Annotated in this window: 14 protein-coding genes and 2 tRNA genes; 6 read left to right on the plus strand and 10 right to left on the minus strand. The window is 73.3% G+C overall.

Annotated elements, in window-relative coordinates:
* Positions 1–54 precede the first annotated feature (54 nt).
* Together ABT048_RS15510 and ABT048_RS15515 are read right to left on the minus strand one after the other, a co-directional pair.
* The gene (locus ABT048_RS15510) at positions 55–1,932 is read right to left on the minus strand and encodes a putative bifunctional diguanylate cyclase/phosphodiesterase (protein ID WP_402806400.1); all 1,878 of its coding nucleotides are present in this window, start codon (positions 1,930–1,932) and stop codon (positions 55–57) included.
* Between the two features lie 724 nt (positions 1,933–2,656).
* On the minus strand, positions 2,657–3,082 hold the full coding sequence (locus tag ABT048_RS15515) for an OsmC family protein (RefSeq protein WP_350521882.1): 426 nt from the start codon (positions 3,080–3,082) through the stop codon (positions 2,657–2,659).
* A 283-nt stretch (positions 3,083–3,365) separates the two neighbouring features.
* On the opposite strand from ABT048_RS15515, the gene ABT048_RS15520 reads away from it, so the two are divergent.
* Both ABT048_RS15520 and lepB read left to right on the plus strand, forming a co-directional pair.
* Positions 3,366–3,701 (plus strand): chorismate mutase, encoded by a 336-nt coding sequence (locus ABT048_RS15520; protein WP_030060240.1) that lies wholly within the window; start codon positions 3,366–3,368, stop codon positions 3,699–3,701.
* A 198-nt stretch (positions 3,702–3,899) separates the two neighbouring features.
* Positions 3,900–4,721: a signal peptidase I gene (lepB, locus tag ABT048_RS15525; RefSeq protein WP_350521883.1), complete on the plus strand. Its 822-nt coding sequence runs from the start codon at positions 3,900–3,902 to the stop codon at positions 4,719–4,721.
* Between the two features lie 171 nt (positions 4,722–4,892).
* On the opposite strand, the gene ABT048_RS15530 is transcribed toward lepB, so the two are convergent.
* The 3 genes from ABT048_RS15530 to ABT048_RS15540 form a co-directional block, all read right to left on the minus strand.
* On the minus strand, positions 4,893–5,942 hold the full coding sequence (locus ABT048_RS15530; protein ID WP_350521884.1) for an EamA family transporter: 1,050 nt from the start codon (positions 5,940–5,942) through the stop codon (positions 4,893–4,895).
* 203 nt (positions 5,943–6,145) lie between these two features.
* A complete protein-coding gene (locus ABT048_RS15535) occupies positions 6,146–8,578 on the minus strand; it encodes a transglycosylase domain-containing protein (protein WP_350521885.1) in 2,433 nt (810 codons plus the stop codon).
* 224 nt (positions 8,579–8,802) lie between these two features.
* Positions 8,803–8,876 (minus strand) — tRNA-Lys (locus tag ABT048_RS15540).
* A 123-nt stretch (positions 8,877–8,999) separates the two neighbouring features.
* On the opposite strand from ABT048_RS15540, the gene ABT048_RS15545 reads away from it, so the two are divergent.
* Positions 9,000–9,854, plus strand: a complete 855-nt coding sequence (locus ABT048_RS15545; RefSeq protein WP_350521886.1) for a DUF998 domain-containing protein — start codon at positions 9,000–9,002, stop codon at positions 9,852–9,854.
* Positions 9,851–10,831, plus strand: coding sequence for an alpha/beta fold hydrolase (locus tag ABT048_RS15550; protein ID WP_350521887.1), 981 nt, complete (start codon positions 9,851–9,853; stop codon positions 10,829–10,831). Before ABT048_RS15545 ends, ABT048_RS15550 begins: the two co-directional genes overlap by 4 nt.
* 111 nt (positions 10,832–10,942) lie before the next feature.
* Here ABT048_RS15550 and ABT048_RS15555 read toward each other — a convergent pair whose 3' ends face one another.
* The 5 genes from ABT048_RS15555 to ABT048_RS15575 form a co-directional block, all read right to left on the minus strand.
* Positions 10,943–11,188, minus strand: a complete 246-nt coding sequence (locus ABT048_RS15555) for a hypothetical protein (protein WP_350521888.1) — start codon at positions 11,186–11,188, stop codon at positions 10,943–10,945.
* A gap of 72 nt (positions 11,189–11,260) precedes the next feature.
* Positions 11,261–11,334 (minus strand) — tRNA-Lys (locus ABT048_RS15560).
* A 60-nt stretch (positions 11,335–11,394) separates the two neighbouring features.
* Positions 11,395–13,479 carry an ABC transporter ATP-binding protein gene (locus ABT048_RS15565; RefSeq protein WP_350521889.1) on the minus strand — a complete coding sequence of 695 codons (2,085 nt, stop codon included), beginning with the start codon at positions 13,477–13,479 and terminating at the stop codon, positions 11,395–11,397.
* On the minus strand, positions 13,476–14,516 hold the full coding sequence (locus ABT048_RS15570; RefSeq protein ID WP_350521890.1) for an ABC transporter permease: 1,041 nt from the start codon (positions 14,514–14,516) through the stop codon (positions 13,476–13,478). The genes ABT048_RS15565 and ABT048_RS15570 overlap by 4 nt, the downstream gene beginning before the upstream one ends.
* A gap of 16 nt (positions 14,517–14,532) precedes the next feature.
* The gene (locus ABT048_RS15575; protein WP_350521891.1) at positions 14,533–15,513 is read right to left on the minus strand and encodes an ABC transporter permease; all 981 of its coding nucleotides are present in this window, start codon (positions 15,511–15,513) and stop codon (positions 14,533–14,535) included.
* A gap of 334 nt (positions 15,514–15,847) precedes the next feature.
* On the opposite strand from ABT048_RS15575, the gene ABT048_RS15580 reads away from it, so the two are divergent.
* A complete protein-coding gene (locus tag ABT048_RS15580; protein ID WP_350521892.1) occupies positions 15,848–17,551 on the plus strand; it encodes an ABC transporter family substrate-binding protein in 1,704 nt (567 codons plus the stop codon).
* A gap of 468 nt (positions 17,552–18,019) precedes the next feature.
* On the plus strand, positions 18,020–19,234 hold the full coding sequence (locus ABT048_RS15585) for a low temperature requirement protein A (protein ID WP_350521893.1): 1,215 nt from the start codon (positions 18,020–18,022) through the stop codon (positions 19,232–19,234).
* Positions 19,235–19,253: the final 19 nt, after the last annotated feature.

The raw sequence follows: 19,253 nt of genomic DNA on the forward strand, positions 1-19,253 counted from the left end.
TGACCGCCCCGGGGCGGCGGCTGCCCGCCGCCCCGCCTCCGCGTCCTGCTGCCGCTACCGCCCGTCCAGGGCGGGGCGGCCGTCGCGGAGTATGGCCGCGACCAGCGCGGCCTCGCCCGGTCGGGCGAAGTACCAGCCCTGGGCGGTGTCGCAGCCGGTCAGCCGCAGCCGCTCGGCCTGGGCCGCGCTCTCGATGCCCTCGGCGGTGACGGTCAGACCGAGGGTGTGGGCCAGCTGCACCATTGCGCCGACGATCTGCTCGTCGGCGTCGCTGCGGCGGGTGCCGAGCTCGGGGAGGCCGGGGCGGTCGGCGGGGGCCGGGTCGCGGAAGCCCTCGATGAAGGTGCCGTCCAGCTTCAGTACGTGGACGGGGAGCCTGGAGAGGTAGGCCAGGTTGGAGTAGCCCGTGCCGAAGTCGTCAATGGCGATCCGCACGCCCATGTCCGCGAGGGCCTGGAGGGCCTGCAGCGGACGTCCGCCGGGGCCGAGCAGGGCGCTCTCGGTGATCTCCAGCTGGAGCAGCCGGGCGGGCAGGCCGGTGCGTTCGAGGGCGCGGGCGACGTCGGCGACGACGTCGGAGTCCCAGATCTGGCGGGCGGCCAGGTTGACGCTCACGAAGGTCTCGGTGTCCGGGAACTCGGTGAGCCACTGGCGGGCCTGGCGGCAGGACTCCTCCAGCACCCACTTCCCGAGCGGCACGATCGCGCCGGACTCCTCGGCGAGCGGGATGAACCGGTCCGGGGAGAGCGTCCCGTAGCGGGGGTGGCGCCAGCGGACCAGGGCCTCGGCTCCGTGCACGGCGCCGTCGGCCAGGCCGACCAGCGGCTGGTACTCGATGGTGAACTCGCCGCGTTCCAGGGCCGGCCGCAGCGCGGTGGCGAGCAGCTGGCGGGTGAGCTGGTGGGCGCCGCGGTCCGGGTCGTAGAGGGTCCAGCGGGCGCGGCCGTCGGCCTTGGACCAGTAGAGGGTGGCGTCGGCGTCCTTGACCAGGTCGGTCGGGGTGGTCTCGTGCACGGACCGTTCGACCACGCCCACGCTGGCGGTGATCACCAGCCGGTGCCCGGCGACGTCGAAGGGACGTTCCAGCACCTCCAGGATCCGGCCGGCCAGCTCGGTCAGCTGCTCGCTGCCCAGGCTGTCGGTGACCAGGACGGCGAACTCGTCGCCGCCCATCCGGGCCACCAGGTGGGTGTCGTACCCGTCGAACCCGCGCCGCAGCCGGGTGGCGACGGCGATCAGCAGCTGGTCGCCGATGTGGTGGCCGAGGGCCTCGTTGATCGCCGCGAAGCCGTCGAGGTCCAGGTAGCAGACGCCGACCCGGCGGCCTTCGTCGTCGGTCGGGCCCGGAGCGGGCTCCTCGGCGGCCGTGACGCAGGCGGCGTCGAGCCGTTCGAAGAAGTAGGCCCGGTTGGGCAGCCGGGTCAGCGGGTCGTGCAGGGCCTGGTACTCCAGGCGGTCGCCGAGCCGGCGCTGTTCGGAGATGTCCTCCACCAGCGCGAGGGTGTAGAGCGGCTCCCCGGCGCCGTCCCGGATCAGCGAGACGGTGACCTTGCTCCAGACGTCGTGGCCCTCGCGGTGCTTGAGCTGCTTCTCCACGCGGAACCGTTCCCGCTCCCCGTGGACGAGCTCGGAGAACAGCCTGGCCGGCATGCCCTCCGGGTCGATGATCTCGTGCAGGTGGGTGCGGACCAGGTCGCCGACACCCTGTCCGATCAGGGTGGCGAAGGCGGGGTTGACCTCGATGATCCGGTCCTCGGGGTCGATCAGGGCCATCCCGATGACCGCGTCGCAGAAGGCTGCCCGGAACCGGGACTCGCTGGCCCGCAGTGCGGCCAGCAGCCGGTCGCCGCCGTTCGCCCGGTCGGCCCCGTCGGCCCCGGCGCGGTGGGTGCCGTCGGTGAGCGGGGCCGAGCAGGTGGGGCAGAGCAGCACCTCGGGTTCCTCCAGCGTCCCGCAGGCACCGGGCGGGGCGAGCGCTCCGGTGGACGGCCTGGCGCCGGATCCTGCGGCCGACCCTCCCACCGGCCCTCCCGCAGGCCCCACTGCGGGCCCGGTCGCGGCTCCGCCGACGGGTCCGACCCCTGCGACGGGTCCGACTGCGGCGCCGGGGACCGGCGCGGCGGCCGGATCGAGGAACGGCGCGGCGAGGCGGCGGTGGTGTGGTGATTCCTCGTGCCGCACGCCCGGGTGGTGTGCGTCGGCCCCCTCGTTCTGGCCCGGCACGGCATGCTCCCGTCCGCTGCTGACGCTTGACGATGGTCAGGCCGGTCAGTCGGGATTCCGGCGGCCGGCTCCGCACTCTGTCGCGGTCCTCGGAGTCGGTCCGCTGCGGCGCGCCCGCCGTGGGGCGCTGTCGCACGGGGACCCGCGTGAAGAACAGGGCGCTTCGGCCGATCATAGGCCGCGACGGCAACGCGCGGTGACCGCCGCGAGGGTGATTCGCCCGCTTTGTGATCATGGGTGGCGGTACGTGCAGACGCCCCTGGTGCACATCACATGATGTGCACCAGGGGCGCGTGCGCCGAAGTCACGCCCCCGGGCGCCGGTTGCGCGCCGGGGTGGCACCTGGGGCGGACGAGCGGACGAAGTGGCGGAGGAAGCCGCCGGTCCGTCAGCCGCCGGTCCGTCAGTCGTCGGTCCGTCAGTCGTCGGTCCGTCAGGCCAGCTTCGCCGTCAGGGTGATGGTGGTGCCGGTCAGGGCCTGGCTGACCGGGCAGTTGGCCTTGGCGTCCTCGGCGGCCTTGACGAAGCCGGCCTCGTCCAGGCCCGGCACGTCGCCGGTGACGGTCAGGTGGATACCGGTGATGCCCTCACCCGGCTGGAAGGTGACGTCGGCCTGGGTGTCCAGCGTGCGGGGCGGGTTCCCGGCGTTGGCCAGGCCGTGCGAGAGGGCCATCGAGAAGCACGCCGAGTGGGCGGCCGCGATGAGCTCCTCCGGGCTGGTCATGCCGTTGGGCTGCTCGGCGCGGGCCGGCCAGGACACCGGGTACGTGCCGATCCCGGACGAGACGAAGGTCGTCTGGCCCTTTCCTTGGAGGAGGTTGCCCTCCCAGGCCGTACGAGCGGTGCGAGTGGTTGCCACGATCGGTACCTCCACTACAGGGGACTGCTCAGCGGTCACTTCCGGTCATGCACGCACCAGCCTACGGGCAGCCCGGTGCCCGGCCCGGCGTGTCACGCCGCGTCGGCAGGGCCGGGCGGTGCCGGTCGCCCGGGGGCGTTCCGGGGGTCCGGACGGCTGTCCGGATCGTGGACGGATCCGCTCAGCGGTGCCTGGCGTGAGCGGGGGCCCTGTTAGATTTGCCCGGGCCCGAGCCCGGCCGCCGTACGGTCGGGCGCCCACCCAGACACCGGGAGCCGCCCCGATGACGGACCACTCCACGACCCCCGACGCCGGCCTGTCCGAGGGGATCGACGACGCCGTACGGGCTGAGCTGACCAGCCTGCGCGAGAGCATCGACAACATCGACGCCGCGGTGGTCCACATGCTGGCCGAGCGCTTCAAGGCGACCCAGAGGGTCGGCCGGCTCAAGGCCGAGCACAAGCTGCCGCCGGCCGATCCGGCACGCGAGCGCGACCAGATCAAGCGGCTCCGCGAGCTGGCCGCCGGCGCGAAGCTGGACCCGGTCTTCGCTGAGAAGTTCCTGAACTTCATCATCGCCGAGGTCATCCGGCACCACGAGGCCATCGCCCGCGCCTGAAGGGGGAACTGCGGCTCCTGAGGGGGAGAACCGCAGGAAGGAGGGGCCCCGGGGGCGCCGCCGGCATCCGTCCGCAGCCCGCGCAGGGCGGGACGGAGGCGCCCCGGGATGTCGGTGACGGCTAAATGCCCGATTTCGCCAGGCTCCGCGGTTGGCGTACCGTGCAGGTTCCCCGGCCGGAGAGGTGGAGCAGCGACGATGGCGGTGAACCTGCCCGATACGCCCAGCGGAGCCCCCGGCGATTCCGCCGCCCAGGACGCCCCGCACACCCACGGGGTGTCCGGCGGCCGTGCCGAGGCGCGCCGCAGGGCCCGTGGCTCGCGCGGGCGCCGGGGCACCCGTCCGGGTGGCGGTGACGGGACAGGCCGTTCGGGCCGTCGTCCCCGCCCGTGGTGGATCGAGCTGCCGGCGATGATCGTGGTCGGCCTGGCGGTCGCGCTGCTGATCAAGACCTGCCTGTTCCAGGTGTTCTCCATCCCGTCCGGCTCGATGGAGAACACCCTGCGGATCGGCGACCGGGTCGGCGTGAACAAGCTGGCGCCGCTGACCGGCTGGGAGCCGCAGCCGGGGCAGCCGGTGGTGTTCAAGGACCCGGGGGGCTGGCTGCCGCCCCAGCCCACCGACCCGAACCCGCTCACCGACGGCGTGAGCTCGGCGCTCAGCTTCGTCGGGCTGGTGCCGCCGAAGGACGACAACTACCTGGTCAAGCGGGTCATCGCGACCGGCGGCCAGACCGTCCAGTGCGAGGGGACCACCCTGAGCGTCGACGGACGGAAGGTGGACGAGCCGTACCTGCACCCGGGCGACGACTCCTGCGCGGGCCTGGACTTCGGTCCGGTGAAGGTGCCGTCGGGCTACGTCTGGGTCGAGGGCGACCACCGCAGCGACTCGGCCGACTCCCGCTACCACCAGCGCGGCCCCGGCGGCGGCGCCGTGCCGGTGAGCAACGTGGTCGGGCCGGTGTCGGCCGTCGTCTGGCCGATCAACCACTTCGACTGGTTCGGCTGGACCGGCCGCTGAGCCCACGCTCGGCGGCGGCACTGTCGGCCCACGTCCGGCGGTGAGCCCGCTGACCCCGCGTTCGGCGGAGGGCCGGTCGGCCCCGCGTTCGGCGGCGGCCCCGTCGGTCTCATGCTCGGCGGCGACCCGCCGGCCCCGCTGGCGGCGGGAGCCGGTGGCCGCCGCCGGTTCCTACGAAGCCGTCGCGGATCCCGTCCGAGCGGTCGTGGCCGCTCGGTCCTCCGGATCCGGGTCGGTGGCCGCCCCGGCCACGGCGGCAGTCGCGTCCGGTGCCACCGCCGCCTTCTCCTCCGCCCCGGGCGTGCTGACCTGCGCCGCGAAGGCCCCGGCCAGCACCAGCAGGCCGCCCGCGATCTGCGGCAGCCCCAGGTGTTCGCCGAGCAGCACCCAGGCCAGCACGGTGGCGACCACGGCCTCCAGGTTGGCCACCACCCCGGCGACCGGTGGCGAGAGGTACCCGACGGAGATCACACCGGTCAGGTAGGCGAGCACGGTCGCGATCAGGACCATCCACACGGCCGGGACGAACGCGGGCAGGGTGTGCCCGTTCATCACCACGTCGCCGCCGAGCGGGCTCCAGTCGGCCTGCCAGGGCCGGGCGGCGGCGGTGAGCAGGACGGCGCCGATGAGGAGCCCGTACGCGCTGACGGCCAGCGGGTCGACCGGGCGCTCGCCCCGGCGGCCGGCGTCGGCGAGCACGAAGTAGCCGACCTGGCAGCAGGCGGCGCCGAGCGCGAACAGCACGCCGAGGGCGTCGAAGCTCAGGCCGTTCCAGACCTCGACCACGCAGGCCAGTCCGGCCACCGCGATGCCGGCGCCGATGGCCGAGCCCCGGCTGATCGGCCTGCGCTGGACGAACTTGACGTAGCTGATGAGCAGCGGCGGCCCGAGGTACTCGATGAGCAGGGCGACGCCGACCGGGATGCGGGAGATCGCCGCGAAGTAGCAGGCCTGGACGCCCGCCACGGCGAGCAGGCCGAAGCCGAGCAGCAGGCCGGGACGGCGCAGGACGGCGTCCCGGTGCCGGTAGGCGATCGGGAGGAGCGCCACGGCGGCGCCGGTGACCCGTAGCCACACCACGTGCAGTGGGGAGAGGCCGGCCTCGATCAGCGGCTTGGCCGCAGTGCCGGAGCCGCCGAAGGCGAAGGCGGAGACCAGCGCGAGACCGAGGCCGAGGGTTCGGCCCGAGGGGAGGGTGGGGGAGGCCGTTGATCTGTGCACCGCCGCATTGTGACAGTCATACCGATAGTTCGGTAAGGCGCCATTTCGGCATTTGGTCCTGCACTCAACTGTGCGCACTGGCGCAATCACCGAGTCGACCGATCGGGCCCGGTCGGCCGAGCCCGATCAGTCGATCACTCGCTTCCCCCGAGGTCAGCCCCCCAGCAGGTCAGCCCCGAAGCCGGCCCCCGGACCGGCTGAGGTCAGCCCCCGGACCGCGACGAGGCCGCCGTGCCCGCCCCGACGAGCGCGTCCGTCCCGCCCGTGGGCTGGGTGGTCGGCTGAGAGGTCGGGTCCGTGGTCGGCTGCGTGGTCGGCGTCGGCCGCGTGGTGGGTCGTCCGGTCGGCCGGGTGGTGGGCTGACCGGTCGGCTGGTCGGTCGGGGGATCCGTCGGCGCCGTGGTGGCCCCGCCGGTTCCGTCCGACGGCGCCTTCGAGCCGGAGCCCGAGGGGGTGGGGCCGCTGGTCGGGCCGCCGGTGGGGGCGACCGTCGACGGGGTGCCGCTCGGCGTGCTCGGCGCGGTCGGCAGGTCGTCGGCGCCCGAGTAGTCGTCGGCCGGGGTCGGGAAGTCGCTGACCGGCTGGCCCTTGAGCGCGGCCTTCATGTAGGCCGTCCAGATCTGCGCCGGGTACTGGCCGCCCGCCGCGCCGTCGATCCCGCCGACGCCGCTCAGGCTGACCTGGGCGCCGGTGCCCGGGTCCTGGCCGAACAGGGCGACCGAGGTGACCAGCTCGGGGGTGTAGCCGACGAACCAGACCGACTTCTGGTCGTCGGTGGTGCCGGTCTTGCCCGCCACCGGGCGACCCAGCCCCTTTGCTCGCCAGCCGGTGCCGCCCGGGTCGCTCACCACGCCCTGGAGCATCGAGGTGACCTGGTTGGCGGTGTCCGCGCTGATCGCCTGCGTGGTCTTGTGCGCGGGCAGCGGCACGGCCTCGCCCTCGCGGTCCACGGACTGCACCAGCCACGGGGTGATCTGCTTGCCGCCGTTGTCCAGGGTGGCGTACGCGCCGGCCATGTCGAGCACGCTCGGGGTGGCCGCGCCCAGCGGGATGGAGGGCACCGGGTCGAGGCCCGGGGTGTTGCCGGGCAGGCCCAGGGCGATGCCGGTGTCCTTGACCTTCTGCAGCCCGGTGTCCTGCGCGAGCTGCGCGAACGCCGAGTTGACCGACCAGTCGGTGGCCTGCTGCAGGGTGATCTGGCCGTAGCTCTTGTCGCCCTCGTTCGGCGGCGCGTACGGGGTGCCCTTGCCGCCGCGGACCTTCCGGCCGCTGGTGCCGTCGTAGACCGTGCGCGGGGTGACGGTGCGGCCGTCCTGGGTCTTGGCGTCGTTCTCGAAGGCGGCGGCCAGCGCGATCGCCTTGAAGGTCGAACCGGCCTGGTAGTCGCGCCGGGTCGCGTTGTCCACGTAGTGCTTCACGTAGTCGACACCGCCGTACAGGGCGACGACCGCGCCGGTCTTCGGGTCCACCGAGACGGCGCCGGCCTGGGCGGAGGCGTCCTTCTTCCGCTTGTCCGGGTTCAGGGTGTCGCGCAGCTGCGCCTGGACCGAGTCCTGGAGGGCCTGCTGGCGGCCCGGGTCGATGCTCAGCTTGATCGTGTAGCCGCCCTTGGCCAGCTCGGTCTCGCTGATGACGTTGGTCGAGGTCAGGTACTGGGTGGCCGCGTCGACCAGGTAGCCGGCCTGGCCGGACAGGCCCGGGTTGGGCTGCGGGTCCCGGACGTCCGGGAAGGTGGTGGCGGCCCGCTCCTCGGCGGGGAGCCAGCCCTCCTTGACCATGCCGTCGAGCACGTAGTTCCAGCGGTTGACGGCGTTCTGCTTGCCCGCGGCCGTCGCGGTGGCCACGTCGTAGGCGCTCGGCGCGTTCAGCAGGGTGGCCAGGTAGGCGCCCTGCGCCGGGTTGAGCGCGGAGGCGTCGACGCCGAAGTAGGCCTGGGCCGCGGCCTGGATGCCGTAGGCGCCGCGGCCGTAGTAGGAGGTGTTCAGGTAGCCGGAGAGGACGTCGTCCTTGCTCTCGGTGGCGTCCACCTTGATGGCGATGAAGAGTTCCTTCACCTTGCGGGTGATCGACTGCTTCTGGTTCAGATACGTGTTCTTCACGTACTGCTGGGTGATGGTGGACCCGCCCTGGGTGCCCTCGCCCTTGGCGGTGTTGACCGCGGCCCGGACCAGGCCCTGGATGTTGACCGCGCCCTCGTTGTAGAAGTTGCGGTCCTCGGCGGCCAGCGCGGCGTGCTGGGCGGCGGGGGAGACCTTGTCCAGGGCGACGTTCTGCCGGTTGGTCTGGCCGGTGCGGGTGATCACCGAGCCGTCCGAGTAGAGCCAGGTGTTGCTCTGCGCGGTCGCGGCGGCGTGCGCGTCCGGGACCTTCACCAGCGTGATCCCCAGCACGAACAGGCCGATGCCGAGCAGCAGCGCCGAGGCGAAGCCGAGCAGGGTCATCCGCCAGGTGGGTATCAGCCGGCGCCAGCCGGTGCGCTTCGGCCGACGCGGCTTGCCGCCGCCGGACCCACCGGACCCACCGGACCCACCGGGTCCGCCGGAGAAGCCGGCCGCGCCGGTGGAGCGCACGAAGCGCTTGACCGGCCGGAGACTGATCGGCGGCGTGCGACGGCCGCTCTGGGCGTTTCGGGACAAAGCGCGGCCTTTCCTGCGGGCGGACCGAAGCAGCCTGCACGGGCGGGGGACATCGGCGGTCGGGGACCTTTGTCCCGATTCCGGTTTTACTGCCCTGACGAGCAGGACGGGCCTGATGGCTCCGTCGGGGCACCAATCGAGACCGACATCACACGCAAATCGGACTTCGAGGGCCAAAAAATCGGGGAGCCCCTCGCTGCTGCGAGAGGCTCCCCAACTGTCTGTGCGCCGCCAGGGACTCGAACCCCGGACCCGCTGATTAAGAGTCAGCTGCTCTAACCAACTGAGCTAGCGGCGCCTGCTGACCTGGAGAACAATACACGGTCCGGAGGGGTGCCTCGAACCACTTTCGGTGGCAGCCGTCCGAACCGTCCGTTTCCTCCGGGTTGGGTTGGAGTTCGCCGCTGGTTAGGGTGGAACCGTGCCCAGCCCCCAGCCAGGACACCGTGCCGGGCGGACGACGGTCGCCGTCCTGCTGCTGCTCAGTGCCGTGGCGTACACCGCCTGGGTGCTGGAGGTCGTGCTGAGCACCGGTCTCGACCCGGTGCAGGCGTACATCAGCGAACTCGCCGCCGAGGACCAGCCGCTGGGCGGCCTGTTCCGGGCCACCGACCTGGTCGCCGGGCTCTGCCTGCTCGCCGCCGCCGGTACCGCCCTCGCGAACGGACTCGCGAGCGGGACGGCCGAGGAGAAGGCCCCCGGGGAGGCCTCCGGGGAGGCCACCGGGGAGACCACCGGACGGACGGCCGGGCGGGCTACCGGGCGGACCGGGGGCTCCCGGCGCCGCCGCTGGGCGCTCGTCGGCTGGTCCGCTCTGGCCGTCTTCGGCGCCGCGACCGCCGCCGACTCCCGGCTGCCGCTCAGCTGCACCCCGACCAGCGACGAGATGTGCGCCGCCCGCGAGACCGCCGGGCTCGTCCCCGCGACCCACACCGCGCACGCCGTCACCAGCAGCCTCGCGGTGCTCGGCGCGCTCACCGCACTGGTCGCGCTCACCGTCGCCGCCCGTCGTCACGGCTGGTGGCCGCCGGTGGGCCGGATCGGGCCCTGGCTGCTGGGCGCCGAACTGCTCGCCACCGGCTGGAGCCTCGCCGCGATCGCCGCCTTCCAGGCCGGGCGCGGCACCTGGGCGCTCGGGGCCGGCCAGCGGCTGCAGGTGCTGCTGGTCGCGCTCTGGCTGGCCGTCCTGGCCGTGGGCGTCGCCCGGTCCGCCCGGCGGGACCGGCCGGAGCGGCACGACCCGGCCCGGCCGCTCCCGGCACGGAGGCCGGCATGACCGGACCCGGCGACCCCCGACAGCCCGGCGGCCCCCGAACCCCTGGCGGCCCCGGCGGTCCGAGCGATCCCGGCGGCCAGAGCGGCCCCGGCGGCCCCGGCCGTCCGAGTGGCCCCGGCACCCGGGCGCGCTTCCTGCGCATCGACGGCGTGCCGCTGCACGTCCGCACCGAGGGCAGCGGCCCGGTCTGCTTGCTCAGCGGTGGCCTCGGCAGCAGCTGGTTCGACTGGGACCTCGTCGTCCCGTTCCTCACCCCCTACCGCACCGTGGTCCGCTACGACCGCCCCGGTTACGGGCTGAGTGCCGGCGAGCCCGCCACCGGTCGGCCCGCTCCGACGGCGGCCGGCGAGGCCGGGCGGATCCTGGCGGTGCTGGACGGCCTCGGGCTGCGGGAGCCCTGCACCGTCGTCGGCCACTCGCTCGCCGGCTTCCACGTCGAGGCCTTCGCCCGGCTGCACCCCGAGCGGACCGCCGGGCTGGTCCTGGTCGACGGCAGCGTCGAACCGGCGGCCCGGCCGTACCCGGCGCCCGCCGCCCGAGACCTGGCGGCCCGGGCGGTGGCCGGCGCCGCCACCGCCCTCGCCGTGCCCTACCTGCTGGGCCCGACCGTCCGCCGGACGGTGGCCCGGCTGTCCACCGTCCGGCGCGAGGACCTCGCCCCGGAACCGCTGGTCCGGCACTGCTACCGCACCGGCCGGGCGCTGCGCGCGCTGCTGCGGGAGAACGCGCGCTACCTGGACACGGCGGCCGAGCTGGACGGGCTGCGCCGCACCCGGCCGCTGCCGGAGGACCTGCCGATCACCGTGCTGGCCGCCGACGACGGCTGCCGGAACCGCCGGACCGAGGCCTGGCTGGCCGAGCAGCGGGAACTCGCTGCACTGCTCGGCGCCGACTTCCGCACCACGGCCCCGGCCGGGCACCTGGTGATGTTCGACCGCCCGGACGCGGTGGCCTCGGCCGTGCTCGACACCCGCTGACGTGCGGACCGGCACTCCGACGGGAAGCCGCCGGAGGGCCGGCCGGGGCACCGGCAAGAGGAATCGACCGGGGCCGAGCGGGCCGCCGGAGGACCGGGCCCCGCTCCGGGCTCAGTCGCTGGAGCCGACCCGCCGGACCGCCTGCGGTATGGGCAGGTCCCGGGCCGGTTTCCGTACGGCGCGTCTGATCGGGGCGCCTGGCCGCCCGGGGTAGAGGCGGTGTTCCAGGCCGCTGACGCCGATCAGGGCGACCGCGTGGTGGAACTCGCTGACCGGGGCCCGGAAGCGCCCGTGGTCCGGGTGGGCGCACAGCAGTAACAGTTCCTCGGGGAGAGGACGGGAATCGGAAGGCGTCACGGGAACAGCCGTACCCCACTCGGAAACGAATCAGGCCGCCCACCGAAGTGAGCGGCCTGAGACCTTGCCATGTGCGCCGCCAGGGACTCGAACCCCGGACCCGCTGATTAAGAGTCAGCTGCTCTAACCAACTGAGCTAGCGGCGCTTGCTGACGTCGAAGACATTACACGGCGCGGGCCCGATCCACCGAATCGTGCGCGGGTGGTCACTTGGCGTGACCGTCCGCGGGCGGCCCCTCCGGGTGGTGGCAGGCCGCCTGGTGGTCCGTGCCCGGCGGGCCGCCGGTCAGGGCGGGCCGTTCCTGCTCGCAGCGGGTCCGGTCGGCCGGGGTGGTGAGCGCGGTGTAGCGCGGGCAGCGGGTGCGGAAAGGGCAGCCGGTGCGGCGCTCGGTGGGGGAGGGCGGGTCGCCGGCGAGCAGGATGCGGTCGCGGGCGCGTTCCGCGGCGGGGTCGGGGAACGGGACGGCGGAGAGCAGGGCGCGGGTGTACGGGTGGCGGGGGCGGTCGAAGACGGCGGAGACCTCGCCCTGTTCGACCGTCCGGCCGAGGTACATCACGCTGACCCGGTCGGCGAGGTGCCTGATCACCGAGAGGTCGTGCGAGACGAACAGGTAGGAGAGCCCGAGTTCGGCCTTGAGCGCCTGCAGTAGGTTGAGCACCCCGGCCTGGATGGAGACGTCCAGCGCGGAGACCGGTTCGTCCAGCACCAGCAGCCTGGGGCGGACGGCGAGTGCCCGGGCGATCGAGACGCGCTGACGCTGGCCGCCGGAGAACTGGTGCGGGTAGCGGACGGCGTGGTCGGGGTCGAGGCCGACCTGGCGGAGCAGTTCGGGCACCCGGCGGGCGATCTCCGCGCGGGGGGAGCGCTGGGCGAGCAGGGGTTCCGCGATGATGTCGCCGATCGGCATCCGGGGGTCGAGGCTCGCCATCGGGTCCTGGAAGACGATCTGCAGTTCGCCCCGGAGCCGGTGGGCCTCGGCCCGGGTGAGCTTCGCGGTGTCGTGGCCGAGCAGTTCGATCCGGCCGGTCTCCGGGGCGCCGAGCCGCAGCAGTTCGAACAGCGTGGTGGACTTGCCGGAGCCGGACTCCCCGACCAGGCCGAGGGTCTCGCCCTCGCGCAGGTCGAGGTCGACGCCGTCCACCGCGTAGACCTCGCCGACCTTGCGCTTGAACACCGTGCCCTTGAGGAGCGGAAACGTTTTTCCGAGGCCGCTCACCGCCAGCACCGGCGCCAGGTCGGCGCGGTCCCCGGGAGCGGAGGCGGCCGGCAGCTCCGGTAAGGGGTAGACCTCGGCCGGCGCGGGCCGCCGCTCGGCGAGTTCTGCCGACCGCACACACGCCGACAGGTGGTCGTCCGGGCCCTCCAGGACCGGCTCCGACACCGAGCAGCGCTCCTCCGCCAGCGGACAGCGCGCCGCGAACGGACAGCCCGGCGGCAGCTCGGCCATCGGCGCGGGAGCGCCGGGGATCGGCACCAGCGGACCGCCGCGCCCGTCCAGCCGGGGCAGCGCGCCGATCAGCCCGAGCGAGTACGGGTGGTGCGGGGCCGCGAACAGCTCGTCCACGCCGGCCGTCTCGACCACCCGCCCCGCGTACATCACCGCGACCCGGTCGGCCGTTCCGGCGATCACCCCGAGGTCGTGGCTGACCAGGACGAGCGCGGCGCCGGTCTCCCGGCGGGCGGTGCGCAGCACGTCCAGCACCTGGGCCTGGATGGTGACGTCGAGCGCGGTGGTGGGTTCGTCGGCGAGCAGGATGTCGGGCTCGTTGGCGACGGCCATGGCGATCATCGCGCGCTGGCGCATGCCGCCGGAGAACTCGTGCGGGAAGCTGTCCAGGGCCCGGTCGGGCGCCGGGATGCCGACCAGGTCGAGGAGTTCGGCGGCCCGGCGCCGTGCCGTGGCCTTGTCCACCCGCTGGTGGACGCGGACCGCCTCGGCGATCTGGTCGCCGATCCGGTAGACCGGGGTGAAGGCGGAGAGCGGGTCCTGGAAGACCATCGCGACCCGGCGGCCCCGGATCGCCGCCAGCTCCTTGCCGGGCAGTCCGACCAGCTCCCGTCCGTCCAGTCGCACCGATCCGCTGACCCGTGCCGTCCCGGGCAGCAGGCCGAGTACGGACAGTGCGGTGACGGACTTGCCGGAGCCGGACTCGCCGACGATGCCGAGGGTCTCGCCGCGCCGCAGCGTGAGGTCCACCCCGCGGACGGCGGGGACCGGGCCGTGCGGCCCGGCGAAGTCCACCCGCAGGTCCCGGACGGCGAGCAGCGGGGTTTCGACGGTGGTGGTCACGGGCGCTTCCTACGGCTGTCGGAACGGCTGCTGCCGAGCGGACCGCCGGCGGAACGGCGGGAGCGGTCGGGCCGCGGTGGGCGGCCGCGGCGGCGGGAACGGCGGGGCGCGGCCCCGGAGGTGGGGTCGAGGGCGTCGCGCAGCCCGTCCCCGACCAGGTTGACGGCGAGCACGAACAGCACCAGCAGCCCGGCGGCGAAGTAGAACAGCCAGGGGAACACCGGCGCCTCGCTGGTCCCGGCGGCGAGCAGGGTGCCGAGGGAGACGTCCGGCGCCTTGACGCCGAAGCCGAAGTAGGAGAGGGCGGTCTCGCTCATCACGGCGCCGCCGACCGCGATGGTGGCGTCGATGATGAGGAAGGAGGCGACGTTCGGCAGGATGTGCCGGCTGATGATCCGCAGCGGCCGTACGCCCATGAACCGTGCGGCGCGGACGAATTCGCGCTCGCGCAGGGAGATGGTCATCGAGCGGACCACCCGGGCGGTGATCATCCAGTTGAACAGCGCGAGCAGCAGGACGAAGGCGATCCAGCCGGCGCTCTTCAGCCGCGACGAGACGATGGTGATGATCAGGAAGGCGGGGAAGACCAGCAGCAGGTCGACCAGGAACATCAGCGCCCGGTCCGCCCAGCCGCCGAAGTAGCCGGCGCAGGCGCCGACCACGGAGGCCAGCACGGTGGACAGGAGCGCCACCAGCAGGCCGATGACGAGCGACTTCTGCAGCCCGCGGAGGGTCTGCGCGAACACGTCCTGGCCGACCCCGTTGGTGCCGAACCAGTGCTCGGCGGACGGGGGTTGGTGCAGCGCGGAGAAGTCGGGGGTGGCGTAGTCCCAGGGCGTGAGGAACGGCCCGCCGAAGGCGAGCGCGAACAGCAGCAGGACGACGGCGGCTCCGACGAGCGCCCCGCGCGCGGCGAGCAGCCGGGCCAGGACGAGCCGGCCGCGGCCGGCGGCCCGGGGGGTGCCGGCGGACAGCGGGAGTCCGGTCGGCCCGGCGGGCCCGGTGGGTTCGGCCGGCTGGGCGGAGAGGGTGGTCATCTCGGGTTTCCTCCGGTCAGGACCGCACGCGCGGGTCGAGGGCGGCGTGCAGGGTGTCGGCGAGGAAACCGGAGACGAGGACGACGACCGCGGTGAACAGGTTGATCGCCACCACCGAGTTGACGTCCTGTTCGTTGATCGACTGGATCAGCCACTCGCCCATGCCGTGCCAGCCGAAGATCGTCTCGGTGAAGATCGCGCCGGTGAAGATGCCCAGGAAGCTGTACGCGAACATGGTCGACATCGGGATCACGGCGGTGCGCAGCCCGTGCTTCAGCAGCGCCCGTCCGCGGGTGAGGCCCTTGGCCTCGGCGGTGCGCAGGTAGTCGGAGCCGAGCACGTCGAGCATGGTGCCGCGCTGGTAGCGGCTGTAGGTGGCGAGGCCGCCGAGGGCCAGCGAGATGGTGGGCAGCAGCAGGTGCAGCGCCCAGTCGGACAGGTGGGCGCCGAGGCCGCCGGTGAGCCCGGGGGTCTCGTAGCCGGTGAACGGGATCACCTCGTGGCCGGCGGCGTCCTTGGCGGCGATCGCGCCGTTCTTGAGGAACAGCGCGACCAGGAAGACCGGTGTGGAGAGCAGGACGAAGGACAGCACGGTCAGCAGCCGGTCGGAGATCCGGTACTGGCGGACGGCGCTCCACGCCCCGGCGGCGATGCCGAGGAGGATGCCGAGCAGGCTGCCGATCAGCAGCAGCCGCAGGGACACCCAGACCCGGCGGCCGAAGTCGTCGGTGACCGGGGTGTCGTGGATGGTCCGGCCGAGGTCGCCGTGCAGCAGCCCGCCGGCCCAGTGGCCGAAGCGGTCGAGCACCGGGGTGCGGTCGTTCAGGTTGAGGGCGGTGAGCTGGCGTTCGACCGATGCGGCGGACGGGCGGGGGACCTTGGCGTCGAAGTAGGCGCGCGGCTGCAGGGCCGTCGCGGAGATCGCGTACGCCAGGAAGACGGCGGCGATCAGCAGCACCGCGTAGTAGCTCAGCCGCTTCGCCAGGTAGCGGAGCATCAGCGGCCGCCCGGGGTGGGGGCGGGGCCGACGCGTCTGGTGGGCATCGGGTCTCGGCCTTCGGTCGGGGCCCGGTCGGGCCGTCAGGTGGCGTATTCGGAGCGGCAGTTGGGAAACCGCAGGTCAGAGTGAAGCATTCGGGGACGGCGGCGGTGTTGCGGCGGTGTTGCCCCCCGTGACGTTTGGATCAGGCGTGCGTTCCTCCCCCTGGTGGCGGATCTGATCCGCTGTTACGTTCCTCTGGCTCGATGCCGGATTGAGTGCCCACGCTCAAGCCCAGTCATGCCTCTCGCGCCCGATTCACGTTCCGACCCACGCCACCAGGGGGACCCCCATGGACGCTTCCACCACGGCCCGCCGTCTCGGCCGGGCGGCCGCCGCGGCCGTCGCCGTCGCGCTCGCGGTCACCGCGTGCACCTCGGGCGGGGGCGGCTCGTCCGGCGACGTGGCCAAGAGCGAGCCGCCGAGGCAGGACTCCCAGGACATCAACGCCAAGCCGCTGGACCAGATCAAGGACGGCGGCGAGGTGCGCTTCGCGCTGGACCAGTGGATCAGCCAGTGGAACCCGCTGCAGGTGGACGGCGGCTCGTACACCGACACGGTGGACCTGATCCGGGCCCTGGAGCCGACGCTCTTCGGCACCGACGCCTCCGGGGCCTTCCAGGCGAACCCGAACTACCTGGTGGAGGCCAAGGTCACCTCGACCTCGCCGCAGGTGATCACCTACAAGCTCAACCCCAAGGCCAAGTGGTCGGACGGCAAGCCGCTGAGCTACCTGGACTTCAAGGCCGACTGGCAGGCGAGCAACGGCAAGGACCCGGCGTACAACGGCTACGACCCGTCCGGCTACGAGCTGATCTCCGCTGTCGAGCAGGGCGCCGACCCGTCCGAGGTGAAGGTCACCTTCTCGGAGCCGTACGCGGACTGGCAGAACCTGTTCCGTCCGCTGGTGCCGGCGGCCGGCATCGCCACCCCGGACGACTTCAACAAGGGCTGGGTGGAGAAGATCCCGATCACCGCGGGCCCGCTGAAGATCGGCGTGGCGGACAAGACCGCGCAGACCATCAGCCTCGTCCCGGACCCGGCCTGGTGGGGCACCCGGGCCAAGCTCGACAAGATCACCTTCCGGGTGATGGACAAGTCGGCGAGCATCCAGGCGTACCTCAACAACGAGATCGACTTCGCCTCGGCCGGCACGGCCACCGCGTACGGCCAGCTCAAGGGCGCCAAGGACACCGTGATCCGGGCCGCCAGCCCGTGGGACGAGGTGCACATCTCCTTCGGCGGCACCGGCGCGCTGGCGGACCAGAGGGTCCGCCAGGCGCTCGGCAGGGCCATCGACCGCTCGGCGCTGATCAAGATCGCCAACAACGGGGTGCCGGTGGAGTTCAAGCCGCTCGGCAACCACATCATCATGCCCAACCAGACCGGCTACCAGGACAACTCCGGCGACTGGGCGAAGTTCGACCAGGTCGCGGCCAAGAAGCTGCTGGACGAGGCCGGTTGGAAGGAGTCCGGCGGCGGCCCGCGCACCAAGGACGGGCAGTCGCTGGAGCTGCACTGGGTGCTCAGCGACGGCTCCACCCAGGCCCAGCTCGACCTCGCCACCGCGGCGGCGGCGATGTGGCAGACGGTCGGGGTCAAGGTCGACCTGGACAAGGTGGCCGCCAACGACTACTTCGCCAAGTACGTCACCCCGGGCAAGTTCGACATCGCGAGCTGGCGCAACACCGACTCCTTCCCCGACTCCAAGAGCCTGGCCAACTTCCGGCTGCCGGTGGGCGACAACACCTTCAGCAACCCCTCCCGGCTGGGCACCCCGGAGATCGACGGCCTGCTGAAGAAGGCGGCCGGGACGGTCGACCCGGTGGAGGCCGCGAAGCTCTACAACCAGGCGGACGCGAAGATCTGGGAGCTCGGCCACACCGTCGAGCTCTACCAGCGGCCCACGGTCGTGGCGGCGCGCAAGGGCCTCGCCAACTACGGCGCGTTCGGTCTCGCGGCGGAGGACTACAGCAAGGTCGGCTGGGAGAAGTAGCCGCCGCGGACACGGCGACGCGGGCCGCACGGCAGGCGCTGGCGAGCAGCGCGGTGATCACGAGGCCGGTGGTGCGGACACGGGAAGGTCGGCTCTGCCGCCCCCGCTGTCCCGCCACCCGCCTTGACCTTCCGCGTTGCCCGCAGACCGCCCGTCTCATGGGCCCCGCAGGGCCCGCGCTCTTCCGACCGGGGATGAATCTAGCGGCGCCCCGGCCCCTCGCGGTGCATCACGCGGGGCGCGTCCGGAAACCCGCCGAGCTGTCACCCACTTCGCGCACCGGTGCGTCAACTACGGCTGACGGCAAGGGAAGAAAGGGACATTCGGGTTCTTCGCCGACGGGGTGCGGCGGGTCCCGGCAGGGGCGCACCACCCGGCGCACGCGCCGTGCCGGTGCGTGCGCCGGGCCCGGGGCGCTGTCAGGATGCGCGGGGACGATCCGCCCCTCCCGACCCCGGAGCAGCCCCGATGGCCAGTGATCCCGCCGCCCCGGCACCCCGCGCGCACCACGTCGACCCGCCGCCGGTGCGCCGGATGGTCCCGCGCGACCGCCACGAGCCGCACCGGGTCGCCACCCCGCTGGAGCTCTTCTTCGACCTCTGCTTCGTGGTCGCGGTCGGCCAGGCCGGGCGCGAACTGGCCCACTACCTCGCGGCCGGGCACTACGGCGACGGCCTGCGCGGTTACACCCTCGCCTTCTTCGCGATCTGGTGGGCCTGGATGAACTTCACCTGGTTCGCCTCGGCGTACGACTGCGACGACGTGCCGTACCGGATCACCACACTGGTCCAGATCGCCGGGGTGCTGATCCTCGCCGCCGGGGTGCCGCGGCTGTTCGCCACTCAGGACCTGACCCTGGCGATCACCGGGTACGTGGTGATGCGCCTCGCGATGGTCACGCAGTGGCTGCGCGCGGCGGCCGGCGAGCAGGGGGAGGCCCGCCGGGTCGCGCTGCGGTACGCGGTGGGGATCACGATCTGCCAGATCGGCTGGGTGGTGGTGGTGTTCCTGCCGCAGGACGTCCGCCCGTACGTCATCCCGATCGGCGTGCTGTGCGAGCTGGCGGTCCCGGTGATCGCGGAGCTGCGGATGCAGACCTCCTGGCACCCGCACCACATCTCCGAGCGGTACGGGCTGTTCACCCTCATCGTGCTCGGCGAGACGGTCGCGGCGGCGACCGTCGCGGTCCAGTCGGCGGTGGACGAGCACGAGGAGCTGGGCCGGCTGGTGCCGGTGGCGGCCGGCGGCCTGCTGATCTGCTTCGCCGCCTGGTGGATCTACTTCGCCCGGCCCGTCCACGAGCACCTGCGTTCCAACCGGCAGGCCTTCGCCTGGGGTTACGGGCACTACGTGGTGTTCGCCTCGGCGGCGGCGATCGGTGCCGGGCTGGAGGTGGCGGTGGAGTCGGCGGTGCACAAGGCGGAGATCTCCGACACCGCCGCGACCGCGACGGTCACCGTGCCCACCGCGGTCTACCTGGTCACGGTCTGGTTCCTGCACTCCCGGCACACCAAGCGCGGCGCGGTCGCCCAGGCGGTGGCGCCGGTCGGGGCCGCGCTGGTGCTGGCCTGCACCGCGTTCGGCGGCCCGGGAGTGCTCGCGGCGGGCCTGGTCTGCGCGCTGATGGTGGCGGCGGGCGTGCTGATCCACGGCCGGGAGAGCAGGATCGCCGGCGTGTCCTGACCCCGCCGCGGCGGAATCC

The sequence above is a fragment of the Kitasatospora sp. NPDC096140 genome, assembly GCF_040303045.1.
Lineage (GTDB): Bacteria > Actinomycetota > Actinomycetes > Streptomycetales > Streptomycetaceae > Kitasatospora.